Here is a 26,013-nt window from a genome sequence, read left to right on the forward strand (position 1 = left end):
AGTCGTACCGCTTCGAAGCACCCCAATAGGCCTTCGTCGGCGTACGTGGATGGGGAGAGCGGTGCATGGTGCCGATTTGCACGCCGGTTCAGGCCAGGCGGGCCGCCGCTCGTTTGGATGCCGGGCGTGGTCGGCATCGGTGTGACGTCCTGTGCTGGCGCGAAGCCTCTCATCCTAGAGTTCCTGACGGCGGTGCTATGGGATGGTTATGCCCGAGTCGGCGCGCCGGTTCAAGCGGGCTGCCGCAATGCATTGGCCAGAAACAACAAAGGCGCCTTTCGGCGCCTTCGTCGTTGCAGCCTGAAAGAAGATCAGGCAGCCATCTGCCGCAGCATGTAGTTCAGCACGCCGCCGTGGCTGTAGTAGTCCCACTCCTTCGGCGTGTTGATACGCACCTTGGCCTTGAAGGTGACGACCTTGCCGTCGGCCTTCTTGGCGTTGACGGTGACTTCGGTGGCGCCGGCGCTGAGGCCTTCGAGGTCGAAGGTTTCGGTGCCGTCGAGGCCGAGGTTCTCGGCGTTCTGGCCGTCCTGGAAGTTCAGGGGCAGCACGCCCATGCCGACCAGGTTGGCGCGGTGGATGCGCTCGAAGCTTTCGGAGATGACGGCCTTCACGCCGAGCAGGATGGTGCCCTTGGCAGCCCAGTCGCGGCTGGAGCCGGTGCCGTATTCCTTGCCGGCCAGCACCACCAGCGGGGTGCCGTCGGCCTGGTGCTTCATGGCGACGTCGTAGATGGCTTCCACCTCACCGGCGCTGCCATCCTTGCCGATGTACTTGGACACGCCGCCTTCGACCCCCGGGGTCATCTGGTTCTTGATGCGGGTGTTGGCAAAGGTGCCGCGCATCATGATCTCGTGGTTGCCGCGACGGCTGCCGAAGCTGTTGAAGTCGGCCTTCTGCACACCGTGTGCTTCCAGATACTTGCCGGCCGGGCCATCCTGCTTGATCACGCCCGCGGGGCTGATGTGGTCGGTGGTGATGGAATCGCCCAGCACCGCCAGGCAGCGGGCGCCGGTGATCGGCTGGATGCCCGGCGGGGTCATCGTCATGCCGGTGAAGTACGGCGGGTTCTGGATGTAGGTGCTCTTGGCATCCCAGGGGTAGGTTTCGGAACTCGTCACCTTGATCGACTGCCAGCGGGCGTCGCCCTTCAGCACGTCGGCATAGCTGGCCTTGTACAGGTCGGCGGTGACGGCCTGGGTGACGGCGGCCTGGATCTCGGCATTGGTCGGCCAGATGTCCTTGAGGAAGACGTCCTTGCCGTCCTTGCCCTGGCCGATGGGTTCGGAGGTCAGGTCGATATCGGTGGAGCCGGCCAGCGCGTAGGCGACCACCAGCGGCGGGCTGGCGAGGTAGTTCATGCGCACGTCCTGATGCACGCGGCCTTCAAAGTTGCGGTTGCCGGAGAGCACCGCAGACACGCTCAGGGTGTTGTCCTGGATCGCCTTGGTGATGGGCTCGTTGAGCGGGCCGGAGTTGCCGATGCAGGTGGTGCAGCCGTAGGCCACCACATGGAAGCCCTGGTATTCCAGGTCTTCGGTGAGGCCGGCCTTTTCCAGATACTCGGTGACGGCCTTGGAGCCGGGGGCCAGCGAGGTCTTGACCCAGGGTTTGGTCTTGACGCCAAGCGCGCGGGCCTTGCGAGCCAACAGGCCAGCGCCAATCAGCACGCTGGGGTTGGAGGTATTGGTACAGGAGGTGATGGCAGCAATCACCACAGCGCCGTCCTTCATCTCGAATTCCACGCCCTGGTCGTTGACGGTGACCGGGCCCTTGCTCGGGCGCTGCTTCTGCTCGGCTTCGAAGGCGGTGCGGTAGTTGGCCTTGACGTCGGTCAGCAGCACGCGGTCCTGCGGACGCTTGGGGCCGGCCAGGCTGGGCTGGATCGAGGCCAGGTCCAGGTGCATGACATCGGTGTATTCGGCTTCGGCGGCATCCGGCGTCCACCACATGCCCTGGGCCTGGGCATAGGCCTTGACCTTGGCAATGTCATCTTCATTGCGGCCGGTAAGGCGCAGGTAGTTCAGGGTTTCTTCGTCAATGGGGAAGATGCCGCAGGTGGCGCCGTATTCCGGGGCCATGTTGGCGATGGTATTGCGGTCCGAAGCCGACAGGTTGCCGACGGCCGGGCCGAAGAACTCGACGAACTTTTCGACCACGCCACGCTTGCGCAGCATTTCGGTGACAGTGAGCACCAGGTCGGTCGCGGTGGCGCCTTCGGCCAGGTTGCCGGTGACGCGCACGCCGATGACATCCGGCATCAGCATCGACGAGGGCTGGCCGAGCATGGCCGCTTCGGCCTCGATGCCGCCCACGCCCCAGCCCAGCACGCCGATGCCGTTGACCATGGTGGTGTGGCTATCGGTACCAAAGCAGGTATCGGGGTAGAGCACGCCGTCGTCGTTCTCGAACACGACGCGGGCGAGATATTCAATGTTGACCTGGTGGACGATGCCGGTATCGGGCGGCACCGCCTTGAAGTTCTTCAGCGCTTCCTGGCCCCAGCGGAGGAAGGTGTAGCGCTCTTCGTTGCGCTGGAATTCCACCTTGGCGTTGAGGTCCAGGGCTTCCTTGCTGCCGTAGTGGTCGATCATCACCGAGTGGTCGATGACCAGTTCCACCGGGCACAGCGGGTTGACGCGGGCGGCGTCACCGCCAAGGGTGGTGATGGCGTCGCGCATGGCGGCGAGGTCGACCACGCAGGGCACGCCGGTGAAATCCTGCAGGATCACGCGGGCGGGGGTGAAGTCGATGTCCCGCGAGGGCAGCTTGTTCAGCGTAGCGCCGGCCAGCGCAGCCACCGTGTCCTGGGTGATGTTCACGCCATCTTCGTGGCGGAGCAGGTTCTCCAGCAACACTTTGTAGGAATACGGCAGTCGGGACACCTTGAACTCACCTTCAAGCTTGGTGAGGTCGTAATAGGTGTAGGACTTGGAACCGACTTGCAGGGTGGACTTCGCTTTGAAGCTGTCCGTCATGGCTGGGACTCTCCGGGGTGGATGGCTAGCGGTCAGCGGCCGCGGCAGGGCCGGGCGCGTCAGGAAAACGCCGCATTATAACGGCCTGCGGAGCCCAATTGACGCAAGATTCACCGAAATGCGGAGGTTTTTAGCGGTCTTAGGGGTGTGCGAGCGCGATTTCGGCGCTGCCCAGACATTCCGCGCCGTCGTAGAGCACCAGATATTGCCCCGGGGCCGCCGCCCGCTGTGGGGCTTCAAAGCGAACCGACAGTGCGCCCGCCGTTTCGGCGGTCACTGTGCAGTCCTGCAGGGCCTGACGATGGCGGATGCGCCCCTGCAGGCGCCCCGGCAGCGTTTGCGGGCGCCGGATCCAGTGGAAGCGGTCCGTATCGATCCGCGTGCTCATCATCTGCGGATCTGCCGGGTCCTGCGAGACCACCAGTTCGCGTTGCGGCAGCCGCTTGGCCACCACGTACCACGGCGCTTCCTCCGCGCCGCGGCGGCCGCCGATATGCAGCCCCTTGCGTTGCCCAAGCGTGAAGTGGTGCAGCCCGGGGTGTTCGCCCACCCGTGCACCGGTGGTGTCGACAATGGCGCCGGGGGCATCCTTCAGGTGCTGGGCCAGAAAGTCGCGGAAGCGCCGCTCACCGATAAAGCAGATGCCGGTGGAATCCTTCTTCTTGTGCACCGGCAGGCCGGCGGCGAGCGCGATCTGCCGCACCTCGGGCTTGGTGAGATGGCCGATGGGGAACATCACCCGTTCCAGCTGGGCCTGGGTGACGGCGGCGAGGAAGTAGGTCTGGTCCTTGTCTTCGGTCACCGATCGCAGCAGCCGCGGGCCGTCGGGCCGGTGGTCGATACGGGCGTAGTGGCCGGTGGCAATGCCGTCAGCGCCGAGGCGGAAGGCGTATTCGCGAAATGGCTGAAACTTCACTTCGCGGTTGCACAGCACGTCCGGGTTGGGCGTCTTGCCGGCGGCGAGGTCGGCAAGAAAATGGGCGAACACCCGGTCCTTGTAGTCGGCGGAGAAGTCGACCCGCTGTAACGGGATGCCGATTTCCTCGGCCACCGCACGGGCATCCTGAAAGTCCTCGGCGGCGCGGCAGTAGCCGTCTTCGTCCTCCTCCCAGTTCACCATGAACAGCCCGGTGACCCGGTAGCCCCGTTCCTTCAGCAACCAGGCACTCACCGAGGAGTCGACGCCACCGGACAGGCCGACCACGACATGGCTGCCCGCGGGCAGCGGATGATCGTTGATGTCCACGGCGGGCTTACAAGTGGCGGATCACCGACAGCGGTACCCGCTGCCCGGCCCAGTGATCGTCGATACAGCGCAACACCATCGGGCTGCGATGGCGCTCGGGGCAGGCGGCAATCTCGTCGCGGCTCATCCACAGTGCGCGGACGATGCCCTCATCCAGGGGGCGGTCCGGGTCATGGCGAATGGCGTCCGCGGCAAACGCCAGCCGCACGAACGTATAGGGCAGCCCGTCCGGCTGATACTCGTAGACGCCGATGAGGTGGGTCGGCTCGACATGCCAGCCACTCTCCTCGAGGGTCTCGCGACGCGCGCCTTCGGTGAAGCTCTCGCCGTACTCCCAGTGGCCGGCGGGTTGATTGAGCACCAGCACGCCCCCCGCGGACTCTTCGATCAGCAGATAACGGCCCTCGCGCTCCACCACGCAGGCCAGCACCAGGTGCGGCGGCTCCGGCGCGGTGCTCACGGCAGGGGCAGGCGGCCGCTGCGCTGGATGCGGTACCAGCCTTCGGCATCGGGGCGCCCCAGGCTGTTGAGCATGTTGCGCAGGATGGGCGGTGCATCGGCCTTGGCCCGCACCCGCAGGTCGGCAGCCTGGCGGCGGTCGGCGTACTGTCGGGCGGTGCCGTTGACCTCCAGCGGGCCGTCCAGCGCGCTGACGGTGGCCAGCAGGGTGGGGGGCTGATCGTCGACGCCCGGCTCGGTGCTCAGCACGGCCTCGAAATCGCCCAGCACCAAGGGATCGCGCAACAGGGTCGAGACGACCCCCTGCAGGGTGAGCACGCCGTCGATCTGCTGCGGCCATTGGTCGCGCACGGTCAGGTCGGTGAGGTTCAGACGGAACTGGCCATCAATGGGCAGAAAGCCCTGGCCGACGGCTTGCAGCAACTGCTTCAAATTGCCCGCCGCCTGGGTGTCGGCCAGCGCCAAGGTGCCGCCGGGGCTGGCTTGAACCTGCCCGGTAAAGACGCTGCCCAGGGCTTCACCCTCCAGTTGGTAGCGCAACCGGGCGGTCAGCAACGTCCACGGGCTGAGTTGCCAACGGGCTTCATCGACCCAGCGCCGCTGGCCCTCGACCACACCGGTAATTCGGCCCTGAACCAAGGTGCCACTGAGGCCGCTGATGGTCACCGGCAGGGGTTGTGGTGCGAACCACGCCACCAGGTTGGCGACAGGGGCCAGGGTGATCAGACCGTAGACAAAGGCGATGACGCCGAGCAGGGGGGCGAGCCAGCGAATCATGGGCGCACCAGGGTCAGGCGGGCATCGACCAGCCCGGGTTCACTCAGGCGTTCGATGTCGGCGGTGCTGACCACGATGCCGTGCTGCCGGTCCAGTTCATGCACCCAGCGGACCACGCCGTCGAAGGCGGTACGTTCGAGCCAGACCCGCACTTCGTTGTCGCCCTCGGGCTGCAGCCGGACGGGTGGCTTGCCGAGGGTGCCGGCTCGCGCGGCCTGATCCACGGCCGCCAAAAGCGACAGGTTGCGGCTGGCGACGGCCGCCGGTGCGCTGCCCCGTTGTGCCGCGACCTGAGCGCCGATCACTTCCAGTCGGTTGGCCAGTGCCCGGGCGCTTTCGAGGTTGGTCGCCTCACGGGCGCGGGACTGCACCAGCGGCTCCCACAGGGCCAGGTAGATCACCGTCAGTGTCACCACGATGGCGGCAGCGATCACCATGACCCGCTCGCGGGGCGCGAGTCGTGCCAGGGCGTCTAACAGGGGCGCTAGGGCGTTCTTCATGATCAGACCGGTGCGATGCGGATGCGGATCTGCACGCCGTCACTGCCAGAGTTGGCCGACTGCACTTCGAGGGTGACGTCGCCGCGGTTGGCGAACTGCCCGCGCAGGGCCTCGAGCTGGGCGAGGGCGTTCCCGGTGAGGCTGGCGAAGACGGCGCCCTCGCGATACTGCAGCCCCTGTAGTTGCAGGCCATCGACCGCTCGCAGCGCCTGCTCCAGGACCGCGGTCAGGGGCAGCAGGCCACCCCCGCGTTGCCGCTGGCTTGCCAGCTGCAGTTGCTGTTCGGCCTGGGCGCCGAGGTCGACGATGCGGGTTTCGCCAGGGAACAGCTGCTGAAACCGGGTGACATTGCGGGCGTCCTGCGCTGCAGCTTGATGCCCCAGGCGCCAGGTCGCGACGCCATATTCCGCCACCACCAGCGCCAGCAGAGAGGCGGTGAGTGCCGCCGGTACCCGCCACGGGCGCCACAGGCGCTGATAGTCCGCCTGTTGGGAATAGCGGCCCTGCAGTAGGTTCAGCGGTTCGGATTCCGCCAGTTGTGGCAGCAGGGCCTCAAGGCCGTATCGGAAGCCGGACCGCAGTTCGATGCTGCGCTCCAGCGGTGTGAAGTCGGGCGCGGCAGTCGATACGATCAGACGCAGGCCCTTGCGGCGCTCACCATCGGCGAGGTCGAGCAGCAGGGGCAGGTCCTCGGCATAGCTCGAAAACGAAGCCCAGGGCTGATGGCGCACCAGCACCCGATCACCTTCGACCAGGCCGTACCACCACTGATCGTCGGGCATCGGCAGGCAGAGGGTTTCGGCGATCAGCGCCTTCGGCCGAATGCCGGCTGCACGCAGCGGTGCCAGCCAGCCCTCCATCAGGCTGAGCCGCGCGACCGCCACTGGAAAGCTGCCGTCGGTCTGACGGTTGCCGACCGCAAAGTGCAGGGTGTCGACTTCATCGGCCAGCGACTCTTCGAGCGCGAACGGCGCTGCCAGCGCCGCCTTGGCTGCCTGTTTGACCGGCAGTGCCAGGCGTTCGAGACGGACGTCGTCGCCGGGAACCAGCACCACCACATGCCGACCGGCCGCCTGGCGCAGGACGTCGCGCAACGGTGCGCGCTCGACCGGCCATGACAGGCGTGCATCCTCTGGCGCCACGCAGTACTCGGTGGCGGCGTCTGCATCGGTGGATCGCAGGCGGAGATAAAGCGTTTCGCGCACGGAAGACGAGGGCTCTGGACAGTCGGTTGTGGGTCAGCACGCCGCGCGGCGGCGCACGGTGCTAGTCGGCATCGGTACTTCGTCCCAGCAGCAGCGCGCCGCTGGGGCCGGGCCGAAAAATCAGACTATACAGTCCGACCCGACTACTGCCTATCAGGGCTTCACTTTCGAGACGGAAGTAACGGCTCTGGATGTCGATCGGCGGGCTGGTGGCCGGGAACAGGGTCTGCACGCTGGCGAGGTCCTGCGCCGGTTGGTCTTCGCGCGCTTCGAGAAAGCCCTGCAGCTCCGGCCCGGCATCCTCGGCAAGCGTCAGCAGCACCGGTTCGGGGGCGGTATTGACGTTGATGGCCGAGTTGATGATCGGCAGCGCGGCGACGTAGGGCGCCAGTGCACGGTAGATATCCGGGGTCACGCCCTTGACCAGCAGCAGTTCGCTGACACTCGCCATCGGCTGGTTGGCGGCGCGATAGGGCTGTTCCAGGCCGAGGTATTCATTGTCTTCGGCGCCGTCGAAGCCGGTCGGCTCCTGGTCGGGGTCGATCCAGTCACGGATGCCGGCGGCAATCGCTCGCGCCTGAAAGTTGTCGCCAGCCTCGACAAAGCGGAACAGGCGTTCGAAATGGTTGCGGTAGCGCTCGAAGGCGGCGGTGTCGGCAGTGCCGAGGTTGTTGAGGTTGAAGCGCCCCTGCAGGTCGACCACACGGCCGCGCAACACCCCCTCGTCGACCGGGAGATAGTCCACCGGCTGCGCCCACGGTTCGTCGAGCGAGTCGACTTCATTGGCTTCGCGGTCACGCTCGAGAATGGTCATCACCCATTGCTCGACCCCTTCCGCATACCACCAGCCCTTCTCGGAATCCTGCAATGTTGCCGACCGGTGAATGGCGATGTTGCCGCTGCTGACCATGGCGGTGGCGGCGATGGTGGCGATGGCGACGATGAGGATGGCAGTGATCAGCGCCACGCCCCGCTGGCGATGACCGTTCATAAGGCGGGCACCGTCGGGGTGTTGCCATCGTTGTCGACGGTGGGTGCGACGCTCTCCGCTGCCGGTTCACCATCCGTGACCTCTGCAGCGGTGCCTGCGGCCCCGGTCAGGACAGCAGCGGCCTGAGGCGACAGGCCGGGCCGGAAGCGCCAGCGCAGCAGGCCCCAGTCTTCGGTTTCCAACTGCAGTTCGATCATGCCGGGTACCCCGTCCCGCTCCGGCGGCCATTCGTCCTGCCACTCGCGGGCCTCGTCGAGGAAGCGCCAGCGCAGCACGTCGACCCGCTCCAGCAGCGGCAGTTCGACGACGGCGGAGTCCTGCGCCCGGTCGAGGACCCGCCAGCTGTCGCGGTACAGGGTGCGATCGGCCAGGCGGTAGCGCACCCGCTCCAGCGATGCCCGCGGCGCCAGCAAGGGGTTCCGCCAGCCGCCGCGAGTGAACAGAAGGCCCTCGCCGCCGACCGACATCAGCGGCGGCTGAAGGTCGCCGAAGCCATCGCGGACCGGTCGTGCGCGGACTTGCTGAAGGTCGTCGCGGACTTTGCGGAATGTGCGTTGGTAGCGGGCCGTGCGGTCCATCGCCGCTTCGACGTCGACCCGTGCGGTGAGCACGCTGCGCAATCCGCCATAGGCCATCACCGACATGACGGCGAACACCAGCAGCACCACAATCAGCTCGAGCAGCGTGAACCCGCGCTGTGCACCGTTCACGGCGTGCCACCACTGCGGGGGTCACGCAGGAAGGCAGAGACACTGGCAAGACTGGCATCCTGACGATCCTCCCGCGCCACGCTGACATCAATGCGGCGCAGCCGATCGTCCGGGGTCTCCTTGACCTCAGCAGACCAGCGCCAGTCGATGCCGCCCATGTCCTCGGTGCCGTTGCTGCGGCCGGTGCCGGGCCAGGTGGGCTGGGCCATGAGATCGGTGAGACGGTTGTGCGCCACCCACATCGCCAGTGTCTTGTCGCGCAGGTAGCCGGCGTTGTCGGCATAGCGCGCCATGCCGCTGATGATGGCGCCCATGGCGATGGCCAGAATGGCCACCGCCACCAACACTTCAACCAGGGTGAACCCGCGGGGGCGCTTCATCGCTATCAAACGTCGTCGTCAGCACGACGGCGCTGCACCCGGCCAAGCGCATCCACCTCAATCCGGTAGACGGCATCGAGACCGGGCACGCTGAGGTCGATGACCATCGGCGTCGCCTCGCCACTGGACAGAAACAGGCCCTGGGGGTCCATCGATGCATCGGGCTTGAGGTCGCTCTGCGCCGGTGGCATGACGCGCCCCTCGACTCGCAGCGTCATTTCCACCGGCTCGGTGATCGGCCGCGAGCGCAGGGGGCCCGACTCGACGTACGGCATCCAGCGGCCATCACCCGACAGCATCACCCACTGGATGGCGCGGTCGGTATGGCGGAAGCCGATCAGCAGACCCTGCAGCTCGGCCTCCTCCTGCGCCAGCACCATCAGCCGCTCCAACCGCCGGGATTCATTGTCGAGGGTATCGCCCTGGGCACGGTCGCCCACCGACAACACGGCGAAGTTGATGATGACGCCGATGATCAGCACCACCACCAGAATCTCCAGCAGCGTGAAGCCGCGTTGGCTGGCGCGGATGTGGCCGGGGGTGGGGATGCGCACGGCGCCGGGCCGGAGCAGAGAGCCGGAGCGGCCTATTCGATGTTCCAGTTGCCGATGTCGGCGGCCGCGCCTTCACCCCCCGGGCGGTTGTCGGCGCCAAGAGAGAAGATATCGAACTCGCCCTTCACGCCCGGGTTGAGGTACTGATAGTCGTTGCCCCAGGGATCTTTCGGCAGCGATTTGACGTAGCCGCCGCTCTTCCAGTTGCGGGCCTGCGGTTCGCCCGAGGGCTGACTGACCAGGGCATCCAGGCCCTGCTGGGTGCTCGGGTAGTTGAAGTTGTCGAGCTTGTAGAGATTCAGCGAGGATTCCAGCACCCGGATGTCCTGCCGGGCCTTGGCGATGCGGGCATCGTCGGGCCGGTCCATGATGCGCGGCACCACAACCGCGGCGAGAATGCCGAGGATGACCACCACCACCATGATCTCGATCAGCGTGAAGCCGCGGCTGCGGCGAGCGTTCAACTGGGGCATTGCAGTCTCGATTCTATTCAGGGGCCGGCAGGGCTGCCGACGTCGGGCGCGATGATAACAAAGGGCCTGTTACTGTCCGTGTGGCGTCGTGCCGCCCCTTGGAGACCACCGCTGGCGCTGTTGGTTCTGATGATGGTGCTGCAACTGGCCCCGGTGGCCTGGGCCGATCTCCTGGTGTGGCAGCGGGGCGCCATCGAGGCCGGGCAATGGTGGCGGCTGTGGACCGGCCAACTGCTGCACCTCAGCGCCTGGCACCTGATCCTGAATGGACTCGGTCTGATGGTCTTCATGCTGCTGTGTCCGGTGCGTTGGGGCTGGCAGGGCTGGACCGTGCGCGGCCTGTGGCTGGGCGCTGCCGTCGGCCTCGGGCTGCTCTGGTGGGTGCCATCCTTGCACCGCTACGTCGGGTTATCCGGATTACTGCATGGATTGTTCGTGCTAGGGCTGTGGCCCCAGGCCCGGCAGCGTGACGGTGTGGCGATCGCCTGCCTTCTGTATCTGGTGGCCAAGCTGGGGTATGAGGTGATCGCGGGTGCGCCGGTGTCGGATGAAGTACTGATTGGCGGGCGGGTAATCACTCAATCCCACCTGTTCGGGGCCCTCGGGGCTGTCATATTTTTGTCTGGTTGTGAAGCCTTGACGCGACTGCGTGCTGCGGTCAATGTCTCGGCCCCCGATACATCGAACGACGAAAAATGACTTACGCAATGCTCTTTCCGGGGCAGGGCTCGCAGTCCGTCGGCATGCTGCAGTCGCTGCCGTATCCCGAGATCCGGCAGACCTTCGAAGCAGCCTCGGACGCGTTGGGTTGGGACCTGACAGGGCTGGTGCGAGACGGCCCGGAGACACAGCTGAACCAGACCGCCCGCACCCAGCCAGCACTACTGGCAGCCGGAATCGCCCTTTGGCGGGTCTGGCAGCAGGCGTCACCGCCTGCGCCGGCCGCGCTGGCCGGTCACAGCCTCGGCGAGTACACCGCGCTGGTCGCGGCCGGCGCGCTCGATTTTGCCGATGCATTGCGGTTGGTGGCGCTGCGCGGCGAGCTGATGCAGAACGCAGTGCCGGAAGGCGAGGGCGGCATGATCGCGGTGATCGGTCTCGACGATGCCGCTGTTGAGGCCTTGTGTGCGGACTGCCCGGTGGATGCCGTGTTGTCGCCGGTCAACTACAACGCCCCGGGCCAGGTGGTGGTGGCCGGGGCGCAGACCGCGTTGGCCTGGCTTGAAGCCAACGGCAAGGCGGCCGGTGCCCGCATGCTGGTCCGCCTGCCGGTGTCGGTCCCGTCGCACTGTGCCTTGATGCGGGGCGCCGCCGAGCGGCTGGCCGAACGGCTGGCGGAGACGGCTATCGGGGCTTGCCATATTCCCGTCATCCACAATGTGGATGGTCGGCCCCGAAGCGACGCGGCGGCCGTGCGTGAGGCGCTGGCCGCGCAGTTGTACCAGCCGGTCCGCTGGACCGCCTCGATCGGCCACCTGCGGGACATCGGCATACAGCGGTATATAGAATGTGGCCCCGGCAAGGTTCTTGCCGGATTGAACAAGCGCATCGTCAAGGGTGTCGACGTATATGCGCTGGAAGAACAAGGCGCCCTGGACGCCGCCCGCGCCGCGATCGGTGTGGCGACGGCCTGAACCCGTGAGAGGGAGGTTATGACAGCAATTGCCCGATTTGCCGGCGAGACGGCACTGGTTACGGGTGCGAGTCGCGGCATCGGCCGGGCCATCGCGCTGCGACTTGCGGCCGAAGGCGTGACCGTGACCGGGACCGCTACCAGTGCCGCGGGAGCCGAGGCCATTGATGCCGCGCTAGCGCCTCATGGCGGTCGTGGACGGGTGCTGGATGTGCGCGATGCCGCCGGCATCGAGACGCTGCTGGCCGACATCGGCACGCCCGGCATCCTCGTCAACAATGCGGGGGTGACCCGTGATCAGCTGTTGATGCGGATGAAGGATGAAGACTGGAACGATGTCATCGACACTGATCTCAGCAGTGTTTTCCGGCTGTCACGAGCCGTTCTGAAAGGCATGATGAAGGCACGTCATGGCCGCATAATCAGTATCGGTTCGGTCGTGGGCGCCCGTGGCAACCCCGGGCAGGCCAACTACTGTGCAGCCAAGGCCGGCCTCGTCGGGTTCTCGAAATCGCTGGCGCAGGAGATCGGCTCGCGCAACATTACGGTCAATGTCGTGGCGCCGGGCTTCATTGATACCGACATGACCGCCGGGCTTCCCGACGACGCGCGCACCCGCCTGTTGCAGGGGGTGCCTGCCGGGCGTCTCGGCAGCCCCGAAGATATTGCCGCCGCCGTGGCGTTTCTGGCCTCCCGTGAGGCCGGCTACATCACCGGCGAAACCCTCCATGTGAATGGGGGGCTGCATATGGCCTAGCACCGTTTGGCGCTAGGCCGTTTAACGGGTTTTTGACCCCTGTTGTCTCGCACTACACTATGGCGGCTTTACGCCCCACAATCGTCAGGAGTGACGCATGAGCAGTCTCGAAGAGAAAGTCAAGAAGATCATCGCGGAGCAGCTTTCCGTGGCCGAAGACCAGATCACCCCGGAAGCTTCGTTCGTGGAAGATCTCGGTGCCGATTCTCTTGACACCGTGGAACTGGTGATGGCGCTCGAAGAGGAGTTCGAGATCGACATCCCCGATGAAGAAGCGGAAAAGATCGTCACCTTCCAGGACGTTCTCAACTACATCCGTACGCACGCGCCGCAAAACGGCTGAGTCGTACCTGGCGGTGGCGGCCGGCCGGTGCCCCGAGAGGGGCGCCGCCCCGGTCGCAGGGCCGTCTTCTCCAAATTCTCAAGAATGCAGGGGCGTGCATGAGCCGCAGTCGAGTCGTCATCACCGGACTGGGCGTGATTTCGCCGGTCGGCAATACCGTTGCCGGTGCCTGGGAAGCGCTGCTGGCCGGCCGTTCCGGCATTGGCCCGCTGACCGGCTATGACGCTTCGGCCTACTCGACTCGTTTCGCCGGGCTGATCAAGGACTTCGATGCCACCCAGTGGATGGGGCCGAAGGAAGCCAAGCGTGTTGATCCCTTCATTCATTACGGGGTCGCTGCCGCCAAACAGGCGGTGACCGATGCCGGCCTCGAGATCACCGACGACAATCGGGAACGTATCGGGGTGTGTATCGGCTCCGGGATCGGCGGGATCGGCACCATCGAGCGCGAATGCAAGGTGCTCAGCGACAGCGGCCCACGCAGGGTGTCCCCATTCTTCGTCCCGTCGTCGATCATCAACATGGTCTCCGGCCACGTGTCGATCGACCTGGGGATTACCGGCCCCAATCTGGCCACTGTCAGCGCCTGCACCACCGGCACCCATGCCATCGGCATGGCCTACCGGATGATCGTGCACGGCGATGCCGATATCTTTGTCGCCGGAGGTGCCGAGTTCGGCTCAGCCCCCGCGGGCATGGCCGGATTCTGTCAGGCGCGTGCGCTGTCGACGCGTAATGACGCGCCAGAGCAGGCCAGTCGCCCCTTCGACGTCGATCGCGATGGCTTCGTGCTGGGGGATGGCGCCGGCGTACTGGTGCTGGAGTCACTCGAGAGTGCGAAGGCGCGCGGCGCACGCATCTACGCCGAGATTGTCGGGTTCGGCATGTCCAGCGATGCCTATCACATCACGCTGCCGCCGGAAGACGGCAACGGCGCCCGGCGCGCCATGCAGAACGCGATGCGGGATGCCGGCCTGCAACCGGAGGAGGTCGATTACGTCAACGCCCACGGCACCTCGACACCCGCCGGCGACGTTGCCGAGACCACCGCGGTCAAGGCCGCGTTCGGCGACCATGCCCGCCGACTTTGGGTGTCGTCGACCAAATCGATGACCGGGCACCTGCTCGGTGCGGCGGGCGGGCTGGAGGCGGTCATTTCGGCATTGGTGCTGCACGACCAAAAGGTGCCGCCGACCATCAATCTCGACAACCCCGACCCCAAATGCGACCTCGACTACGTGCCCCACACGGCGCGCGATGGCAAGGTCGAGGTGGTGCTGTCCAACTCCTTCGGTTTTGGCGGCACCAACGGCACGCTGGCCTTCCGTCGGTTTCGCGAATGACGTCACTATTGACGTGAGCTTTATCGCACAAGCGTCTGTTGATAAAGACCTTTTCGACTTACATTCGAGCCAGACCAGCGCCTTCCCGTTTCTGCTGGAGAGCGTTGCCGGGCACCCTCGCTCGGGGCGTTTCGACCTGCTGCTGGGCCGCCCGGAGCAAGTGATCCAGGCCGGCGATCCGTTTGCTGCGTTGGATGCCGCGGCACGGTCGACACCTCCGATTCCGCCGCATCCGTTGCTGCCCTTCCTCGGTGGCTGGCTGGTGTTTCTGGGCTATGAGGCGGCGCGCTGGGTCGAACCTTCGGTGGTGTTTCATCCACGGCCCGTCGGCCATGCGGACGCCTGGCTGGCCCGCTGTTGCAATGCGGTGCTGCGGGATCGGCGCCTGGGGCAGGTGTATGCCGTCTCCGAACACAGCCTGGCCGACGCCGAGGCCCTGTTGGCGGCGGCGCTGGCGGCGCCAGCGGCGCAGCTACAGGCGCCGCGGATGGACACACTGGCCGCCGAGCCACCGGAGCGCTATCTCGACGGCGTGTTACGGGTTCACGACTATCTGATGGCTGGCGATGTATTCCAGGTCAATCTGTCGCGAGCCTGGCAGGGTCGTCTGGCTGACGGTGCCAATGCGATGACGGTTTACGCGGCCCTGCGGCAGCACAACCCGGCGCCGTTTGCCGCCAGCCTGCATGGGCCCGGCCCGGCGGTGATCAGTTCATCACCGGAGCGGCTGCTGTCACTCGACGCCAGCGGCGCCCAGACCCGTCCGATCGCGGGGACCCGCCCCCGTGGCATCACTGACGCCGAAGATGCCCTGGCACGGGCCTCGCTGGCCGCGAGCCTCAAGGAACGGGCCGAGCACATCATGTTGATCGATCTCGAGCGGAATGACCTGGGGCGGGTCTGCCAACCCGGCAGCGTGTCAGTCGACGAGTTGATGGCGATCGAGAGTTACGCCCATGTGCACCACATCGTTTCCAATGTTCGGGGCCGCCTGCGGGACGGGGTGGGGCCCGGCGCTGCCCTGCGTGCGGTATTCCCCGGCGGCACCATCACCGGCTGCCCCAAGGTGCGGTGCATGGAGATCATCGGCGAACTGGAATCGGGCCCGCGTGGCGCTTACACCGGCAGCGTCGGCTATCTGTCGCGCTGCGGACGGTTCGACAGCAATATCCTGATCCGCAGCCTGGAGATTACCGGCCGTGACCTGCGATTCCGGGTGGGGGCGGGCATCGTCGCCGACTCTACCCCCGAGCATGAGCTGGCCGAGACCGACGCCAAGGCGCGCGGACTGCTGCGCGCGTTGCAGGTGGGGCTGTGAGCCTGCGCGTAGACGGTGCCACCGCGGAGCACACCGGGCTGCCCGCATTGATGCGTGGTCTGGTGTACGGCGACGGCGTCTTCCGGACACTGCTGGTGCGCGATGGCGAGATCATTTCGGCAGCGTCGCAGTGGACCCACCTTGCCGAAGATGCGCAGCGCCTCGGCATCGAGGTCGGTCCCTTGTCGGACTGGCTGACCGACAGCCAGGCGGCGCTGGCAGGCATGGCTGACGCCGCATTGCGCTGGATCACCGTGCGGGGCAATCACGGCCGGGGTCAGGCGCCTGTCGGCGGCGCTGGCGTCCGGGTGGTGGACGCGGCCCCGCTGCCTCGCCATGCCGCTCGGTTCTGGAGCGAGGGCGTCGGCGTATTCACGCACGCGTCGGCACTGCCGGTATTGCCGGCGCTTGCCGGACTCAAGCATCTCAACCGGCTTCCGCTGGTCCTGGCCAGCGACCACTGGCCGGACCAGCAGCAGGAGGCCTTGCTGTGTGACACCGACGGTCACCTGGTCTGCGGGACACGCAGTAATCTTTTCTGGGTGCGGCAGGGACAGCTGCACACCCCCTGTCTGGATCGCGCGGGCGTCGCCGGTCACCTGCGACGCAGGCTGCGGATGATCGCCATGAAGGAAGACGTGCCCGTCCACGAGGTTCGCGTGCCGGCGTCGGCATTGAGCGCCGCCGAGGAAGTCTTCATCACCAACAGCCTGATCGGCATCTGGCCGGTCCGGCAAGTCGATGACCACCGCTACGTCGCGCCTGGACCGGTGACCCGCCGGTTGATGCAGGCGCTGGCACATCCCTGGCAAGGTGCCTTGTGAACATTCGTCTTCGCGTCATTGCCCTGATCGTCATTCTGATGCTGGTGCTCGCCGGCGCCGGCGTGCGCATGTTGCAGCAGATGGCGATGCAGCCGCTGCCGCTGGAGCAGGACCTGAGCTTCGACATCCCGCCGGGCCAGAGCTATCGCGGCGTGCTGAATCAGCTGGTGGCGGCCGATCTGCTGTCGTCGCATCAGGCGCTGGCACTTCGACTGATGGCGCGTCTGCGGGGCAACCAGCTGGTGCAGGCCGGGGAGTACACCCTGACGCCCGGTCTGTCGATTGCCGACGCGCTGGCGCTGTTCCGCAGTGGCCGGGTCACCCTGCATGCGCTGCGGTTGGTCGAGGGCTGGAATATCCGTGACGCGATTGCGGCGGTGCGCTCACATCCGGCGATCCGGTTGGAGCTGGCGGAAGCCGATCTGGCACCCGAGCGCCTGCTGGCCGCTCTTGGTCTGCCGCCCGGTCACGCCGAGGGACGACTGCGGCCGGAGACCTATCACTTTCCCCGGGGCACTACCGATGCCGCGTTTCTACGACGTGCTGCGCGGGCGCAAGTGACCGCGCTGGAGGGGGTCTGGGCGGCCCGTGTGCCGGACCTGCCATTGGCCGATGCCGATGCTGCGCTGGTGTTGGCGTCGATCATCGAAAAAGAGACGGGTATCGGTGGAGAGCGTCGCGAGGTGGCCGGGGTGTTCGTCAACCGACTGCGGTTGGGGATGAAGCTGCAGACCGACCCGACGGTCATCTATGGGCTGGGGGCGACCTTCGACGGCAACCTGCGGCGCCGCGACCTTGAAGCCGACACTCCGTACAACACCTACACTCGAACCGGCCTGCCACCGACACCGATCTGCTTGCCGGGCTCGGCGTCGTTGCAGGCAGCCGTGAATCCCGCCAGCACCGAGGCGCTATTTTTTGTCGCGCTCGGCGACGGCAGCGGGCGACACGCATTTTCCCGTACGCTGGACGAACATAATCGGGCGGTAAGGGCCTACCTGCAGCGCCTGCGCGAGGCACGAAATCCATGAGTGGACGTTTAATCACCCTGGAGGGCGGTGAGGGGGCCGGCAAATCGACACAGGTCGACACGGTCGTGACCTGGCTCCAGGCACGTGGGCGCCGGGTGGTACAGACCCGCGAACCCGGCGGCTCACCGTTGGCCGAAGCGGTCCGCGGACTGGTGCTGGCAGACTGGGACGAGGGCGTGTCGCCGACCACCGAAGTCCTGCTGATGTTTGCCGCCCGCGCCGCTCACTGGCATCACACCATCGCGCCTGCGCTGGAGCGCGGCGAAGATGTGGTCTGTGATCGATTCATCGATTCCAGTTTTGCCTATCAGGGCGCCAAGGGTGTCTCGCCGGCGACCCTCGACCGGCTGAATACGCTGGTGTTGGGGGGGCGTCTGCCCGATCTCACCCTGCTGCTGGATCTGCCGCCGGAAATCGGCCTGGCGCGCGCGCGGACGCGAGGGGGCGAGAACCGCTTTGAGCGCGAGGCACTGCAGTTCCAGAGCGCGGTTCGCGCCGGCTTCCTGGCTCGCGCCGCAGCCGACCCGGCACGGATGGTGATCATTGATGCCGCCGGCGCGGCGGCGCAGGTGCGGCAGCAGGTAGAACAGACACTGGAGGCCCGGTGGTGAGCGACTTGCAGCCCTTGCCCTGGCAGGCGCCATTGTTGTCCACCCTGCGCCAGCAACAGGCGGCCGGCCAGTTGGGGCACGCCCTGTTGATCACCGGGCCCGCCGGTGTCGGCAAGCGGCATCTGGCGCATGCCCTGGTGGCCGCATCCCTGTGTGAACAGGGCGGGGACAGCGCCTGCGGAACCTGTCCGGCCTGTGCGCGGCTGGCAGCCGGCAGTCACCCGGACCGGCAATGGCTGCAACGCCGTGCCGACGACAAGACCGGCAAGCTGCGCCGCGATATCAGCATCGAACAGATCCGCGAAATGATTGAGCGGGTGATGCTGTCGGCGCAGTACGGGCGCGGAAAATTCGTGCTGATCGATCCGGTCGATGCCCTCAATGGTGCCGGCCGCAATGCCCTGCTGAAAACCCTGGAAGAACCTCCGGCTGAGACCGTCCTGTTGCTCATCAGCGAGCGGCCGTTGGAGTTGCCGGCGACGGTCCGGTCTCGCTGTCGGCAGCTGCGGCTAGCGCCGCCTCCGGCCGCCGAGGCCGCGCAATGGCTGTCCCGGCAGGGCCATGATGCCCAGCTATTGCCCTGGGCCGGGGGCGCACCGCTGCAAGCAGCCGCTTGGTCCGAATCCCAACAGGGCGCCCATTTTCAGCGCTGGGCACAGGGGCTGACGGCCATCGCCCGCGGTCGCACTGAACCGCTGGCGCTGGCAGCCGAGATCGGGCGCGATGAAGTCGCGGGGTTCGTCGAGTGGCTGATCCGCTGGTTGCATGCCGAGTTGCGACGAGCCCTGACCAACGAGACGTCAGTGGTTCCGGCAGCCTGGCTGGAACCCGTGGTGGTGGAGGCACTGGCCGCTCGTGGCCAGCTGGCTGGCAACGTCAACCCACAGATGGTGCTGGAGTCGCTGCTGATCCTCTGGTGGCGGCAGGCGCGACTGGCCGCCCGCGGCGTACAATCGCGATGACATCCCCAGCGGTTTGGAGACGAACCCGATGAACACTCCGTCGCGTGTCGGTGGCGCGCAGCCCGGCATCCTCACGCTCAACATCAAGGACAAGTCGGCGCTCTATGTCGCCTACATGCCGTTCGTGAAGAACGGAGGTCTGTTCATTCCAACCGCCAAGGAATATCGCCTTGGCGACGAAGTGTTCATGCTGCTCACGCTGATGGAGGACCCTGAGCGCCTGCCGGTGGCCGGGAAAGTGGTCTGGGTGACGCCGAAAGGCGCCCAGAACAAGCGGCTACAGGGGATTGGCGTTCAGTTCAGCAGTCAGGACAACGGCGCCACGCAGGGCAAGATCGAGGGTTTGCTGGCGGGTGCCCTGGGCGCGGATCGGGCCACCTACACGCTCTAGGCGCTAGCGCAGGTTCCGCCCGCACTCAGCCTGGCGGCGGCAGGCCGCCGTCAAGGACGAAGGCCGAATAGCCCTTCTGTGCCAGTACGAAAGCGGCTGCCGAGCTGCGACGACCGCTGTCGCAACACACCACCCACTGTGTATTGTTTTCGAGCGCCCCGAGTTTGATCCGCAGTACGTACAGCGGCAGATTCACAGCGCCGGGCAGACTGCCGGTGGCAAACTCGCTGGGCAACCGGACATCGAGCCACCGCGCATCGCCACTTTCAACCTTGCGACGGGCTTCCTCCAGCGAAATCTTGCGGGCCAGTGGCTCATTCAGCAGTTGACGGAAATCGTCCTTCGATAAACGCATCAGCTGTGTGGGCAATACCGCGGTGACGGTGGCATTGCGTTGGGTCTCGGAGATCAGCGCCTCCTCGCCGAAGCAGGCGCCGGGCTCAAGTTCGGCCAGCCGGATGGGCTTGGCATGTGCCTGCTCCCGCGTGACCAGACAGCGCCCCGACATGATCACGTAGAAATAGTCGCCCTCGGCACCCTGCTTGACGATGGTCTCGCCCGGCGCCGCCGACACCGATTGCATGCGCATGAACATGGCTTGCAGGTTGGAGGGCGGCACCATCTGGAAGGTGCGGATCTGCAACAGCTTGGACATCCAGTCATCGTTGTCGCCCGCGCTGGAGAGATCCGACACTTCGATCGCACCGGTCTGGTCCCAGGTGAGCATCACGTCGAGCAGGCCAGCGTCGACGTTCAATACCTGGACCTCGCCCACACACCGGGCGCTGACGCGTCGCGGCGATTGATGGGCCAGCCGATGCATGCCGCTGGGCTCACCGCCGACCACCCGCGCCAGCGCCTTGCCGGCCGCATCGTGCAAGTGAACCTCCCCCTTGACGACATAAAGCGCAGAGCGAGCGTCGTCGCCAATCTTGAACAGCGTCTGGCCTTTGGGCACGGTCTGCAATTGCGCTTTTTTCAACAGGTCGGTCAGCGACTCCGGCTTCAACGCATTGAGCGGAACCAGTGACTTGCAAAGGGCTGGATCGATCGGGGTCGGAGTGGTCACAGGTACGGACAATATGGCATTCGGGTGGGCAGGTTACCGCACATGCACGGGGCCGCCGAGAGTACGCCCGAGGGTGCGCCCCCGGCTGTCGCCCAGACTGCCGTCAATGACGAGCCGATAGATGCCCCCGCGGGTTACCGGGAACACCAGCATCGTGTTGTTCTCAGGGCTGACCGACCAATTGCCAGCAACCATATTGCCGTTGATGTCGCGGACCGTGATGGCACGATTCGCCGCAGCCCCATCCGCTACCGTGCCGCTGATGATGAGCACGATCGCAGGCGCATAGGCGGCGGAACCGGCGAAGACCACATTTAGCCCGTCGGCAGCCCCCTCGTCAGCCCACCAGGCGTCGAGCGACACCTCCGGCACCGTCGGACGCGGGGCAGGAGTGGCTGCGGCAGTGGCAGTCACCGGGGCTGATGTCGTTGTGGAGGGCGGCTGCGCTGTCGGCGCCGGAGTAGCCAAGACCGGACGGTCAGCCTCGTTCGACGGGTCGTCGGCCGTCTCGGCCGGAACCGCGATCGACGCCGTATCGGCCGCAGTCGGCGATACAGACGCGGGCTCAGCGGGCTCAGCGGGCTCGGCTGCCGCCGCTTCTACCACCGGCGGATCCACCTGCAGAGCGGCCGCGACTTCGATGGGCGCCGAAGCCGGCGCACTCATGTCTTCTGAAAGCGTCGCCTCGGCGGTGGTCTCGCTGGCGATACCATCGGCGGAGGCGGGCTTGATGGCCTTGCCAGGGGCAATCGGCGCCGGCGCCAGCGGTTGCTGCAGAATCCGCTCCAGCGCAGGCATCTCGGCCTCTGCCGCGGCCTGTTGCTCGGGGTGCGGGAACAACAATTCAAGACCGTAGGCGGTGCCAAATGCTGTGGCCAGCGCGGCAACGGTCATCACCAGTGCTTTCATGATGTTGGTGTCTCCCCAGACAGGTTGAGCCTCACGGAGCACCTCCGATTGTTCGCCGGGTGCGTGCCGGCGCGTGCTCCCGCTCAAACACTATCTTGGATGGCTGAAGCCTCGTCAATGACGTTACGGACGTTCACGCTCCGTCATTACAGCCGTGCGCAGTGCCTGAGGGGCTGCGATAATGCGCGCCGATTCGCCGTGCTCGCGGCGTCCCGCTTCCCCCTTGAAGGAGTTCCGATGTCGGACCGCTATCTGGAATTCACCCAGTCCTCGTTTGGCAAGACCCTCTCAGGCCTCATGGGCCTGCCGCAGCCCCCACGCCTGAAACGCGCCAAAGCGGCCTGGGCCGATCAGCCGCTGGAAGGCCGACAGGCTCTGATCGGCGCCGCACCGGAAGGCGAACTGGTCAAGCCGGTATTGAAAGCGCTGGCGGCCATGGGGGCGGGGCTGCGTATCCAACCCGATCATGCCGGCCTGTCAACCATCAAATCGGCCGCACAGGCGCTCAAGCTGTCGCTCTCCGGTGAACCGGCGAAGGGCAGTGGCGAGACCGCCAGCAGCGTCATCGTGTTCGATGCCACCGGTATCGATTCGGTCCAGGGTCTGCGGACGCTCTACGACTTTTTCAACCCATTGGTTCCCGCCATACCCGCCGGGGCCCACGTTCTGATTCTCGGCCGTGCAGTGGACGCCGCGGAAACCGTGAACGCCAAGACCTGCTCCGCCGCGCTGCGGGGGTTCCTGCGGTCGCTCGCCAAAGAAGTCGGGCGCAAGGGCATCACGGTCAATCTGCTGGACGTCGGCGCCGGTGCCGAGACGCAAGTTGAGGGACCACTGCGTTTTCTGCTGACCGAACACTCCGCTTTCATCACCGGTCAGGTGCTGCCGCTCACCGCCGGGCGCGGCAAGCCCGCGGCGTTGGTCGGGTCTCTGCAGGGCAAGGTGGCGCTCGTGACCGGCGCAGCCCGCGGAATCGGCGCATCGATTGCGGAAACGCTGGCCCGTGAAGGCGCACAGGTCATCGGACTGGATCACCCGTCGCAGGAGGGTGCACTCGGCGAAACCATGGGCAAGATCGGCGGCCACGGCCTGGCACTCGACGTGACGGCGCCGGATGCAGCCAGTCGCATTGCCGCCGAGGTTGCCCGTCACTTCAAGGGGCTCGACGTGGTGGTGCACAACGCCGGCGTGACCCGCGACAAGATGATCCGCAACATGCCACCGCACTTCTGGGACATGGTGCTGAACATCAACCTGGGTGCGATCCTGGCGATCAACGAGGGCCTGCTGGAAAGTCGCGTGCTCAACGACAAGGCGCGGGTGGTCTGCATCTCATCGATCGGCGGCATCGCCGGCAATGCCGGGCAGACCAATTACGGTGCGACCAAGGCTGGCGTCATCGGCTATGTCGCCGCCATGGCCGAGGCGTTGGCGGAAAAGGGCGGGGCGATCAACGCGGTTGCCCCGGGCTTCATCGAAACCCAGATGACCGCCGAAATGCCGGTGGGGCCGCGTGAAGTGGGCCGGCGCCTGGCGTCGTTGGGGCAGGGGGGGCAGCCTCAGGACATCGCCGAGGCAGTGACCTTCCTCGCGTCGGCCGCGGCCGGGGGTGTCAACGGCGCCACGCTGCGGGTCTGCGGGCAGAACTTTGTCGGCGCCTGAACCGGCGCTGCCGGCTGAAGGGCGGCTGATTCGGTTGGCCGAGTCGCGCCTGCCGACCCGATTCGGACTGTTTCGGGTCAGCGTGTTTCTCGCTGCCGATGGCAAGGAACATGCGGTGCTGGCGATGGGCGATCTCGGGAATGCCGAAGCAGCACCGCTGGTCCGGCTGCACTCTGAATGCCTCACCGGTGATGCCTTGTTTTCGCTGCGATGTGATTGTGGCGCGCAGCTGGAGGAGGCGTTGGCACGTATTGCCGCCGACGGGCGCGGGGCGGTGCTGTACTTGCGGCAGGAAGGCCGGGGCATCGGGCTGGGCAACAAGATCCGTGCTTACGCCCTGCAGGATGAGGGGGCGGATACCGTTGAGGCCAATCATCAGCTGGGATTCCCGGCAGATGCCCGCGACTTCGGCCTGGCCGTGCAGTTGCTGCATCATCTGGGCGTGCCACGCATCCGGCTGATGACGAACAATCCGCGCAAACTCGAACAGTTGCGGACTGCCGGAATCGATATTGTCGAGCGGATTCCGCTCAACCCGGGCGAGAACCCGCACAACCGGGCCTATCTCGCAACGAAGGCAAGCAAGCTGGGCCATCTGCTCGGCGACTGACAGGACATCATGCTCTACGCCCTTGCGCGCCACGCCCTGTTCGCCCTCGATGCCGAGCGGGCCCATGAGTTGACGCTGGCCTGCTTCCGTCACCAGCCCTGGCTCAGCACCCTGCCGTTCGCCGGCCCTGCGGTGCGCGATCCGGTGTCGTTGCTCGGGCTGCAATTCCCCAATCGTGTCGGGCTTGCCGCCGGGCTCGACAAGAACGGCGAATGCCTGTCTGCCTGGGCTCGGCTGGGGTTCGGCTTCGTCGAGGTGGGTACCGTCACGCCGAGGCCGCAACCCGGAAACCCACGACCTCGAATGTTCCGGCTGCCGGATCAGCACGCCCTGATCAATCGGCTGGGCTTCAACAACAAGGGCGTCGACCACCTGCTGCAGGCCGTCGCGGCAGCGGACTACCGGGGCATTCTCGGCATCAATATCGGCAAGAATTTCGATACGCCAAATGAGCGGGCGGCCGACGACTATCGGATCTGCCTGGAGAAGGTCTACCGGGCGGCGAGCTATGTCACCGTCAATATCTCCAGTCCGAACACTCGAGACCTGCGGGATCTGCAGGCCGAGGCCCCGTTGCGTGCCTTGCTCGAAACCCTGGCGCGCACGCGCACTTCGCTGGCGCAGACCCACGGAAAGCGGGTTCCGCTGCTGGTAAAAATAGCCCCCGACATGGGGCCGGAGGCGCTCACCAGCCTGGCCCGAGTGGTTCAGGATGCCGGGGTCGACGGTTTGATCGCCACCAACACCACGATCGCGCGGCCGGGACTGGAAGGTGGCCGATGGCAGGCCGAGGCCGGCGGCCTGTCGGGGGCGCCGTTGGCGCCGATGGCAAGGGAAACCCTTGCGGCCCTTAGGCGCGCGGTAGGGCCGACATTTCCGCTGGTCGGTGTTGGCGGCATCGACTCGGCGGCGGTTGCGCGTGATCGCCACAGTGCCGGCGCCGACCTGATCCAGCTCTACACCGGCTTCATCTATCGAGGCCCGTCACTGGTGCGGGAGGTCGCCGAGGCACTGGCGGCTACGGTTGCCGAGCGGCAGCCGGATCATTAAATTCGCTGTCACAAAGGACTTGTAACCTTGGGTCCTTATATGTCGTTCTTATAAACAAGCCTAGGGAAGAAACCATGCGTTCAAATGCACGGGCCGCAATCGCGGCTGTATTGCTGTTCAGTGGTGCGGCATCAGCCGAACACGTTGCCCAGCCCTCACCGTATCTGGCCGGCCAGTACGCCTTCGAACTCAACGACGGTGATCGTGACTCCGCCAACGGCCATGGTTTCCAGCTGACCTTCGGCATGCCGTTATTCAATCTCGAGCACTACACCACCGAATTGTCGTATTACGCGGTGGCACGCGAGCGTGATATCGATGGCAGCGACGATTATCAGTCAACGCTCAGTCTCGACCTGGTGCGCCAGTTGGGGCGTTTTGGCTGGGCAGATCAGCTGGAATGGCTGCCGACATTCCAGCCGTTTGCATTGTTGGGCGCCGCACTTGTCGAAGAAGATGTGCGGGGCGACAAGCACTACCACGCCGGCCTCAACGTTGGTGCCGGCGCGCTCGTGGATCTGGGGTTCCGCGGGCTGGCACTGCGTACCGAAGCCCGCGCCCTGGCGCAGCTCAACGACCGCTCGGTGGTCACCGAGGACGCGCTGTTCGACTATCGCCTGATGGTGGGTTTGCAGGCACCGCTGACCATCTTCTTCCCGCCCTCCGAAGCTGTTGAGCCTGCGCCGGTGGACGCCTGTGCCGTTGCGGTGGTCGACCCACTGACCGGTCGTTCCGACTGTGTCACCGATTCCGACCGAGACGGTGTTGCCGACGGCATCGACGAATGCCCGGGCACACTGCCCGGCACCGTGGTCAACCCGCAGGGTTGCCCAGTGGATCTGACCGCGCAGGTCATCCGCGGTGTGAACTTCGAAACCGACTCGGCGGTGCTGCTGCCGGAATCGAAGGCGATCCTCGACGAGACCGCGCAGTCACTGAAGGCCATGGAAGACCCCAACGTTCTGATCGAGATCGGCGGGCACACCGATCCCATCGGCACCAAGGACTACAACCTGACGCTGTCGCAACAGCGTGCAGAGTCGGTGCGCCAGTATTTGGTGGGCAAGGGCGTTGAGGGTTCCCGCCTGCAGGCACGCGGATACGGTGAGAGCCAGCCGGTCGCCAGCAACGACACCGAAGCGGGGCGTGCCCAGAATCGTCGCGTGGAGTTCCGCATCATTCTCCGCTGACCGGGCGGGTATCATGCCGACCCGCGGCACGGAAACG

General features: G+C 66.0%; 28 protein-coding genes. 15 read left to right on the forward strand and 13 right to left on the reverse strand.

What is annotated here, in order from left to right; all coding sequences use genetic code 11:
• Positions 1-311: 311 nt before the first annotated feature.
• The 11 genes from acnA to gspG all read right to left on the reverse strand — a co-directional run bounded on the left by acnA (position 312) and on the right by gspG (position 10,273).
• Complete coding sequence (gene acnA, locus JN531_RS14185; RefSeq protein ID WP_228349514.1) at positions 312-2,978, reverse strand: aconitate hydratase AcnA; 2,667 nt, start codon at positions 2,976-2,978, stop codon at positions 312-314.
• 139 nt (positions 2,979-3,117) lie between these two features.
• The gene (mnmA, locus tag JN531_RS14190; protein ID WP_436233319.1) at positions 3,118-4,203 is read right to left on the reverse strand and encodes a tRNA 2-thiouridine(34) synthase MnmA; all 1,086 of its coding nucleotides are present in this window, start codon (positions 4,201-4,203) and stop codon (positions 3,118-3,120) included.
• A gap of 28 nt (positions 4,204-4,231) precedes the next feature.
• Entirely contained in the window at positions 4,232-4,684 is a 453-nt protein-coding gene (locus JN531_RS14195) for an NUDIX hydrolase (RefSeq protein WP_228349516.1), read from the reverse strand.
• Entirely contained in the window at positions 4,681-5,460 is a 780-nt protein-coding gene (locus tag JN531_RS14200; protein ID WP_228349517.1) for a type II secretion system protein N, read from the reverse strand. Before JN531_RS14200 ends, JN531_RS14195 begins: the two co-directional genes overlap by 4 nt.
• Positions 5,457-5,960: a type II secretion system protein M gene (locus JN531_RS14205; protein ID WP_228349518.1), complete on the reverse strand. Its 504-nt coding sequence runs from the start codon at positions 5,958-5,960 to the stop codon at positions 5,457-5,459. The genes JN531_RS14200 and JN531_RS14205 overlap by 4 nt, the downstream gene beginning before the upstream one ends.
• A 2-nt stretch (positions 5,961-5,962) precedes the next feature.
• The gene (gene gspL, locus JN531_RS14210; protein WP_228349519.1) at positions 5,963-7,165 is read right to left on the reverse strand and encodes a type II secretion system protein GspL; all 1,203 of its coding nucleotides are present in this window, start codon (positions 7,163-7,165) and stop codon (positions 5,963-5,965) included.
• 61 nt (positions 7,166-7,226) lie between these two features.
• Positions 7,227-8,156, reverse strand: a complete 930-nt coding sequence (gene gspK, locus JN531_RS14215) for a type II secretion system minor pseudopilin GspK (protein ID WP_228349520.1) — start codon at positions 8,154-8,156, stop codon at positions 7,227-7,229.
• On the reverse strand, positions 8,153-8,866 hold the full coding sequence (gene gspJ, locus JN531_RS14220) for a type II secretion system minor pseudopilin GspJ (protein WP_228349521.1): 714 nt from the start codon (positions 8,864-8,866) through the stop codon (positions 8,153-8,155). Before gspJ ends, gspK begins: the two co-directional genes overlap by 4 nt.
• A complete protein-coding gene (gspI, locus tag JN531_RS14225; RefSeq protein WP_228349522.1) occupies positions 8,863-9,246 on the reverse strand; it encodes a type II secretion system minor pseudopilin GspI in 384 nt (127 codons plus the stop codon). Before gspI ends, gspJ begins: the two co-directional genes overlap by 4 nt.
• A gap of 5 nt (positions 9,247-9,251) precedes the next feature.
• Positions 9,252-9,800, reverse strand: coding sequence for a type II secretion system minor pseudopilin GspH (gene gspH, locus JN531_RS14230; RefSeq protein ID WP_228349523.1), 549 nt, complete (start codon positions 9,798-9,800; stop codon positions 9,252-9,254).
• 32 nt (positions 9,801-9,832) lie between these two features.
• Complete coding sequence (gspG, locus tag JN531_RS14235; RefSeq protein WP_228349524.1) at positions 9,833-10,273, reverse strand: type II secretion system major pseudopilin GspG; 441 nt, start codon at positions 10,271-10,273, stop codon at positions 9,833-9,835.
• A gap of 129 nt (positions 10,274-10,402) precedes the next feature.
• Between gspG and rrtA the strand changes: the two genes are divergently transcribed.
• The 11 genes from rrtA to JN531_RS14290 all read left to right on the forward strand — a co-directional run bounded on the left by rrtA (position 10,403) and on the right by JN531_RS14290 (position 19,486).
• Positions 10,403-10,972, forward strand: a complete 570-nt coding sequence (rrtA, locus tag JN531_RS14240; RefSeq protein ID WP_228349525.1) for a rhombosortase — start codon at positions 10,403-10,405, stop codon at positions 10,970-10,972.
• Positions 10,969-11,907: an ACP S-malonyltransferase gene (fabD, locus tag JN531_RS14245; protein ID WP_366522383.1), complete on the forward strand. Its 939-nt coding sequence runs from the start codon at positions 10,969-10,971 to the stop codon at positions 11,905-11,907. The genes rrtA and fabD overlap by 4 nt, the downstream gene beginning before the upstream one ends.
• A gap of 18 nt (positions 11,908-11,925) precedes the next feature.
• Entirely contained in the window at positions 11,926-12,663 is a 738-nt protein-coding gene (fabG, locus tag JN531_RS14250; RefSeq protein ID WP_228349527.1) for a 3-oxoacyl-ACP reductase FabG, read from the forward strand.
• A gap of 97 nt (positions 12,664-12,760) precedes the next feature.
• Positions 12,761-13,006, forward strand: coding sequence for an acyl carrier protein (gene acpP / locus JN531_RS14255; protein ID WP_228349528.1), 246 nt, complete (start codon positions 12,761-12,763; stop codon positions 13,004-13,006).
• Positions 13,007-13,104: 98 nt separating this feature from the next.
• The gene (gene fabF / locus JN531_RS14260) at positions 13,105-14,349 is read left to right on the forward strand and encodes a beta-ketoacyl-ACP synthase II (RefSeq protein ID WP_228349529.1); all 1,245 of its coding nucleotides are present in this window, start codon (positions 13,105-13,107) and stop codon (positions 14,347-14,349) included.
• A gap of 13 nt (positions 14,350-14,362) precedes the next feature.
• Positions 14,363-15,667, forward strand: coding sequence for an aminodeoxychorismate synthase component I (locus JN531_RS14265; RefSeq protein WP_228349530.1), 1,305 nt, complete (start codon positions 14,363-14,365; stop codon positions 15,665-15,667).
• Positions 15,664-16,491: an aminodeoxychorismate lyase gene (gene pabC, locus JN531_RS14270; protein WP_228349531.1), complete on the forward strand. Its 828-nt coding sequence runs from the start codon at positions 15,664-15,666 to the stop codon at positions 16,489-16,491. Before JN531_RS14265 ends, pabC begins: the two co-directional genes overlap by 4 nt.
• Entirely contained in the window at positions 16,488-17,522 is a 1,035-nt protein-coding gene (gene mltG, locus JN531_RS14275; protein ID WP_228349532.1) for an endolytic transglycosylase MltG, read from the forward strand. The genes pabC and mltG overlap by 4 nt, the downstream gene beginning before the upstream one ends.
• The gene (tmk, locus tag JN531_RS14280; RefSeq protein ID WP_228349533.1) at positions 17,519-18,133 is read left to right on the forward strand and encodes a dTMP kinase; all 615 of its coding nucleotides are present in this window, start codon (positions 17,519-17,521) and stop codon (positions 18,131-18,133) included. The genes mltG and tmk overlap by 4 nt, the downstream gene beginning before the upstream one ends.
• Positions 18,130-19,095 (forward strand): DNA polymerase III subunit delta', encoded by a 966-nt coding sequence (gene holB / locus JN531_RS14285; protein ID WP_228349534.1) that lies wholly within the window; start codon positions 18,130-18,132, stop codon positions 19,093-19,095. The genes tmk and holB overlap by 4 nt, the downstream gene beginning before the upstream one ends.
• Positions 19,096-19,123: 28 nt before the next feature.
• Entirely contained in the window at positions 19,124-19,486 is a 363-nt protein-coding gene (locus JN531_RS14290; protein WP_228349535.1) for a PilZ domain-containing protein, read from the forward strand.
• A gap of 25 nt (positions 19,487-19,511) precedes the next feature.
• Here the strand turns inward: JN531_RS14290 and JN531_RS14295 are convergent, their stop codons facing one another.
• Both JN531_RS14295 and JN531_RS14300 read right to left on the reverse strand, forming a co-directional pair.
• Positions 19,512-20,555 carry a cyclic nucleotide-binding domain-containing protein gene (locus JN531_RS14295; RefSeq protein WP_228349536.1) on the reverse strand — a complete coding sequence of 348 codons (1,044 nt, stop codon included), beginning with the start codon at positions 20,553-20,555 and terminating at the stop codon, positions 19,512-19,514.
• A 33-nt stretch (positions 20,556-20,588) separates the two neighbouring features.
• Positions 20,589-21,464: a hypothetical protein gene (locus tag JN531_RS14300; protein WP_228349537.1), complete on the reverse strand. Its 876-nt coding sequence runs from the start codon at positions 21,462-21,464 to the stop codon at positions 20,589-20,591.
• A gap of 237 nt (positions 21,465-21,701) precedes the next feature.
• On the opposite strand from JN531_RS14300, the gene JN531_RS14305 reads away from it, so the two are divergent.
• The 4 genes from JN531_RS14305 to JN531_RS14320 all read left to right on the forward strand — a co-directional run bounded on the left by JN531_RS14305 (position 21,702) and on the right by JN531_RS14320 (position 25,976).
• A complete protein-coding gene (locus JN531_RS14305; RefSeq protein ID WP_228349538.1) occupies positions 21,702-23,126 on the forward strand; it encodes a 3-oxoacyl-ACP reductase in 1,425 nt (474 codons plus the stop codon).
• Between the two features lie 25 nt (positions 23,127-23,151).
• Positions 23,152-23,736, forward strand: a complete 585-nt coding sequence (ribA, locus tag JN531_RS14310) for a GTP cyclohydrolase II (protein ID WP_366522443.1) — start codon at positions 23,152-23,154, stop codon at positions 23,734-23,736.
• 9 nt (positions 23,737-23,745) lie between these two features.
• Positions 23,746-24,786 (forward strand): quinone-dependent dihydroorotate dehydrogenase, encoded by a 1,041-nt coding sequence (locus JN531_RS14315; protein ID WP_228349540.1) that lies wholly within the window; start codon positions 23,746-23,748, stop codon positions 24,784-24,786.
• Between the two features lie 74 nt (positions 24,787-24,860).
• Positions 24,861-25,976, forward strand: coding sequence for an OmpA family protein (locus tag JN531_RS14320; RefSeq protein WP_228349541.1), 1,116 nt, complete (start codon positions 24,861-24,863; stop codon positions 25,974-25,976).
• Positions 25,977-26,013 lie beyond the last annotated feature (37 nt).

It is taken from the genome of Flagellatimonas centrodinii (genome assembly GCF_016918765.2).
Taxonomy (GTDB): domain Bacteria; phylum Pseudomonadota; class Gammaproteobacteria; order Nevskiales; family Nevskiaceae; genus Polycyclovorans; species Polycyclovorans centrodinii.

What these genes read in the sequence shown, in the direction of transcription:
- JN531_RS14300 (WP_228349537.1), bottom strand. Translation starts at nt 21,464, where the DNA reads ATGAAAGCACTGGTGATGACCGTTGCCGCGCTGGCCACAGCATTTGGC.
- gspG (WP_228349524.1), bottom strand. Translation starts at nt 10,273, where the DNA reads ATGCCCCAGTTGAACGCTCGCCGCAGCCGCGGCTTCACGCTGATCGAG.
- gspK (WP_228349520.1), bottom strand. Translation starts at nt 8,156, where the DNA reads ATGAACGGTCATCGCCAGCGGGGCGTGGCGCTGATCACTGCCATCCTC.
- tmk (WP_228349533.1), top strand. Translation starts at nt 17,519, where the DNA reads ATGAGTGGACGTTTAATCACCCTGGAGGGCGGTGAGGGGGCCGGCAAA.
- fabF (WP_228349529.1), top strand. Translation starts at nt 13,105, where the DNA reads ATGAGCCGCAGTCGAGTCGTCATCACCGGACTGGGCGTGATTTCGCCG.
- acnA (WP_228349514.1), bottom strand. Translation starts at nt 2,978, where the DNA reads ATGACGGACAGCTTCAAAGCGAAGTCCACCCTGCAAGTCGGTTCCAAG.
- fabD (WP_366522383.1), top strand. Translation starts at nt 10,969, where the DNA reads ATGACTTACGCAATGCTCTTTCCGGGGCAGGGCTCGCAGTCCGTCGGC.
- fabG (WP_228349527.1), top strand. Translation starts at nt 11,926, where the DNA reads ATGACAGCAATTGCCCGATTTGCCGGCGAGACGGCACTGGTTACGGGT.
- JN531_RS14290 (WP_228349535.1), top strand. Translation starts at nt 19,124, where the DNA reads ATGAACACTCCGTCGCGTGTCGGTGGCGCGCAGCCCGGCATCCTCACG.
- JN531_RS14315 (WP_228349540.1), top strand. Translation starts at nt 23,746, where the DNA reads ATGCTCTACGCCCTTGCGCGCCACGCCCTGTTCGCCCTCGATGCCGAG.
- JN531_RS14305 (WP_228349538.1), top strand. Translation starts at nt 21,702, where the DNA reads ATGTCGGACCGCTATCTGGAATTCACCCAGTCCTCGTTTGGCAAGACC.
- JN531_RS14200 (WP_228349517.1), bottom strand. Translation starts at nt 5,460, where the DNA reads ATGATTCGCTGGCTCGCCCCCCTGCTCGGCGTCATCGCCTTTGTCTAC.
- acpP (WP_228349528.1), top strand. Translation starts at nt 12,761, where the DNA reads ATGAGCAGTCTCGAAGAGAAAGTCAAGAAGATCATCGCGGAGCAGCTT.
- rrtA (WP_228349525.1), top strand. Translation starts at nt 10,403, where the DNA reads ATGATGGTGCTGCAACTGGCCCCGGTGGCCTGGGCCGATCTCCTGGTG.
- JN531_RS14320 (WP_228349541.1), top strand. Translation starts at nt 24,861, where the DNA reads ATGCGTTCAAATGCACGGGCCGCAATCGCGGCTGTATTGCTGTTCAGT.
- JN531_RS14205 (WP_228349518.1), bottom strand. Translation starts at nt 5,960, where the DNA reads ATGAAGAACGCCCTAGCGCCCCTGTTAGACGCCCTGGCACGACTCGCG.
- gspI (WP_228349522.1), bottom strand. Translation starts at nt 9,246, where the DNA reads ATGAAGCGCCCCCGCGGGTTCACCCTGGTTGAAGTGTTGGTGGCGGTG.